1 protein-coding gene is annotated in these 4,240 nt (G+C 72.4%); it reads left to right on the forward strand.

All coding sequences use genetic code 11. The annotated features are described in order from the left end of the window. Window positions 1-181 precede the first annotated feature (181 nt). Window positions 182-4,240 (forward strand): DEAD/DEAH box helicase (locus E3T19_RS13845; RefSeq protein ID WP_134409104.1); only part of this gene is annotated, 4,059 nt, incomplete at its 3' end.

The following is a 4,240-nucleotide window of genomic DNA, read 5'->3' on the forward strand; positions in this document are numbered from 1 at the left end:
ACGGCTCGACGCAGCCACCCCGCGAGAAGCCCTGCATCAGCTACTCTCAGACCAAGAAAACAGCGGTGTTGCATCGACCAGTTGAATCCACCCCCGGCGCACCGGGCGCAGATGTCCGCATCGGCAACAGATAAGAGCGGCTTTACGAGCCGATGTCGGGGGTATCGGCAAGGATGGGTAGATGACGGAGATCCTCCAGCGCCTCTCACCGGCCACCCGCACCTGGTTCTCCGGCGCGTTCGATGCGCCCACCGAGGCCCAGCTCGGCGCCTGGGACGCCATCTCCCGCGGATCGCACACCCTCGTCGTCGCCCCCACCGGGTCGGGCAAGACCCTGGCCGCGTTCCTCTGGGCCCTCGACAAGCTGTACTCGACCTCCACGACACCGGTTGAACAGGATGCGGCCGCCGCGCCCACCGGCACCCGGGTGCTGTACATCTCGCCGCTGAAGGCTCTCGGCGTTGACGTCGAACGCAACCTGCGCGCCCCGTTGGTGGGCATCGGCCAGGCCGCCGAACGGCTGGGCCTGGCGCCGGTGCGGGTGACCGTTGGCGTGCGCAGCGGCGACACCCCCGCCGCGGACCGCCGGGCGCTCGTGAAGACACCGCCAGAGATCCTCATCACCACCCCCGAATCGCTCTTCCTGATGCTCACGTCCGCCGCCCGCGAGTCCCTGCGCGGCGTCGACACCGTCATCATCGACGAGATCCACGCCGTCGCGGCCAGCAAGCGCGGCGCCCACCTCGCCGTGTCCCTCGAACGCCTCGACGCGCTCCTGGCCACCCCCGCGCAGCGGATCGGCCTGTCCGCCACGGTGCGGCCGGCGTCTGAGGTGGCCCGGTTCCTCGGCGGTCAAGCACCCGTGGAGATCGTGGCGCCCAAGAACGAGAAGCGGTTCGACCTGCGCGTCGTGGTGCCCGTCGACGACATGACCCAGCTCGGCGCCGTGCCCGCCTCGGAGGGCGCCACCTCCGCCGCGGCCCCGCAAACCGGGTCGATCTGGCCGCACGTGGAAGAAGCCATCGTGGACGCCGTGCTCGCGCACTCCTCCTCGATCGTGTTCGCCAACTCCCGCCGCCTCGCCGAACGGCTCACCGCCCGGTTCAACGAGATCTACAGTGAGCGGCTCGCCGCGGCCGAGGAGGCCGAGCTGGTGCTCGCGGGCGGCCCGGACGCCGGGGGAGCGGCCGGTGCCCAGGCCGGCGCAGCATCCGCTGCCCGAACGACCGCCACCGCACCGCCACCGCGGCCGCCCGCCGAGCTGATGGGCGGCAGCGGCCAGACCGAAGGTGCCGAGCTGCTCCTCGCCCGCGCCCACCACGGCTCGGTCAGCAAGGAACAGCGGGCCATGATCGAGGACGACCTCAAGTCCGGCCGGCTGCGTTGCGTGGTGGCCACGTCGAGCCTGGAACTCGGCATCGACATGGGCGAGGTCGACCTGGTCGTGCAGGTGGAATCGCCGCCGTCGGTGGCCAGCGGCCTGCAACGCGTGGGCCGGGCCGGCCACCAGGTCGGCGAGGTGTCCAGGGGCATCATCTTCCCCAAGCACCGGGCCGACCTCATCCACGCCACCGTCGCCGCCGAGCGGATGGTGTCGGGCATGATCGAGTCGCTGCAGGTGCCCGCGAACCCCCTCGACATCCTCGCCCAGCAGACCATCGCCGCCGTCGCGCTCGAACCCATCGACGCCGAGGAATGGTTCGACGCCGTACGGCGCAGCGCCCCGTTCGCCACCCTGCCCCGCTCCGCCTACGAGGCCACCCTCGACCTGCTCGCAGGACGCTACCCGTCCGATCAGTTCGCCGAACTGCGCCCACGGATCATCTGGGACCGCGACACCGGCCTGCTCACCGGCCGGCCCGGCGCGCAGCGCCTGGCCGTCACCAGCGGCGGCACCATCCCCGACCGTGGCCTGTTCGGAGTCTTCATGGTCGGCGGCGACCAGCCCACCGGCCGCCGGGTCGGCGAGCTCGATGAGGAGATGGTCTACGAGTCCCGCGTCGGTGACGTCTTCGCGCTCGGCGCCACGAGTTGGCGCATCCAGGAGATCACCCACGACAGGGTGCTCGTGCTGCCCGCGTTCGGCGAACCGGGCCGGCTGCCGTTCTGGAAGGGCGACGGCCTGGGCCGGCCCGCCGAGCTTGGCGCGGCCATCGGCGCGTTCCTCCGCGAGGTGTCCGCGCTCACGCCCGCGAAGGCCCGAGCCCGCTGCCTGGCCGTCGGCCTCGACGAACGGGCGGTCACCAACCTGCTGGTCTTCCTCGACGAGCAGCGCGCAGCCACCCGCTACCTGCCCACCGACCAGACCCTGGTCGTCGAGAGGTTCCGCGACGAGCTCGGCGACTGGCGAGTCATCCTGCACTCCCCGTTCGGCCTCACCGTGCACGCCCCGTGGGCCCTGGCGGTCGGCGCGCGGGTGCGGGAACGCTTCGGCATCGACGGCGCCTGCGTCGCCAGCGACGACGGCATCGTCGTGCGCATCCCCGACACCGAGGCCGAACCGCCCGGCGCCGACCTCTTCGTCTTCGACCCCGACGAACTCGAGCAATTGGTCACCGACGAGGTCGGCGGCTCCGCCCTGTTCGCCTCCAGATTCAGGGAGTGCGCCGCCCGGGCGCTGCTGCTGCCCCGGTACCGGCCGGGCAGCCGCTCACCGCTCTGGCAGCAACGCCAGAAAGCCGCCCAGCTGCTCGACGTGGCGCGCGAATACCCGTCGTTCCCGATCATCCTCGAAACCATCCGCGAATGCCTGCAGGATGTCTACGACCTGCCCGCCCTCGTGGCCCTGGCCAAGCAGGTGGCCAGCCGCGCCATCCGCCTGGTGGAGACCAGCACCGACTCGGCCAGCCCGTTCGCCAACGCTCTGCTCTTCGGTTACGTCGCGGCGTTCATGTACGAGGGCGACTCGCCGCTGGCCGAACGCCGGGCCACCGCCCTCTCGATCGACTCCGGCCTGCTCGCCGAACTGCTCGGGCGGGTGGAACTGCGGGAGCTGCTCGATCCCGTCGTGATCGACCGTACCGACGCGGAGCTGCAGCGCCTGGCCCCCGACCGCCGGGCCAAGGGCCTGGAGGGCGTGGCCGACCTGCTCCGCGGGCTCGGCCCGCTCACCGTGGCCGAGATCGCCGCCCGACTGCAAGCCGCGACCGGCGTGGCCGAACGGAGCGAGCCGGCGGATGCGGTCGGTGAGTCGGAGTCCGACGGCGCCTCCGCCCCGCCCGCCGCCGGCGAGGCCGAGGCGCGTGCACACCTGGATGCGCTCACCGCCGCGCGCCGCGCCCTCAGGGTGGGCATCGCCGGCGAGGAGCGCTGGGCGGTGATCGAGGACGCCGGCCGGCTGCGTGACGCCCTCGGCGTTCCGCTGGCACCGGGCATCCCGGAGGCCTTCACCGAAAGTGTGAAAGACCCGCTCGGCGACCTGGTCAGCCGGTACGCCCGTACCCACGGCCCGTTCACCACCGCCGATGTCGCCGCCAGATTCGGGTTCGGCACGGCCATCGCCGTGGGCGCCCTGCGCCGCCTGGCGGATGCCCGCAGGATCGTCGAGGGCGAGTTCCGCCCGCACGGCAGCGGCAGCGAATGGTGCGACGCCGAGGTGCTGCGGCGCCTGCGGCGACGCTCGCTCGCCGCGCTCCGACACGAGGTGGAGCCTGTCGACCAGGCCACCCTCGGTCGATTCCTGCCGGCCTGGCAGCACGTGGGCGGTAAGTTGCGTGGTGTCGACGGCGTGGTCTCCGTGATCGAACAGCTCGAGGGCGCTCGCATCCCGGCCTCCGCCTGGGAGACCCTGATCCTCCCCGCCCGGGTGAGCGACTACAACCCGGGCATGCTCGACGAACTCACCAACGCCGGCGAGGTGCTCTGGGCCGGCGCCGGAACGCTCGCCGGCAACGATGGTTGGGTGAGCCTGCATCTGGCCGACACCGCCCCGCTCACCCTGCCGGTGCCCACCGAGCTGGACACCACGGCGCTGCAGCGGGAGATCCTCGCCACGCTGGGCGGTGGTGGTGGCTACTTCTTCCGGCAGCTGGCCGATTCGGTCGGCAGCCAGGACGACGGTGCCCTCGTCGACGCGCTGTGGGACCTGGTCTGGTCCGGACTGGTGAGCAACGACACCTTCGCCCCGGTGCGCTCGCTGGTCTCCGGCGGCAAGACCGCGCACTCCACCCGCCGGGCCGCACCGCGCGCCCGGCTGCACCGCGGCCGCGCCCTGCCCCGGCCCAGCCTGCCCAGCCGGCAG

The organism is Cryobacterium sp. TMT4-31, from assembly GCF_004403385.1.
In the GTDB taxonomy this organism is placed as follows: Bacteria; Actinomycetota; Actinomycetes; order Actinomycetales; family Microbacteriaceae; genus Cryobacterium; species Cryobacterium zongtaii.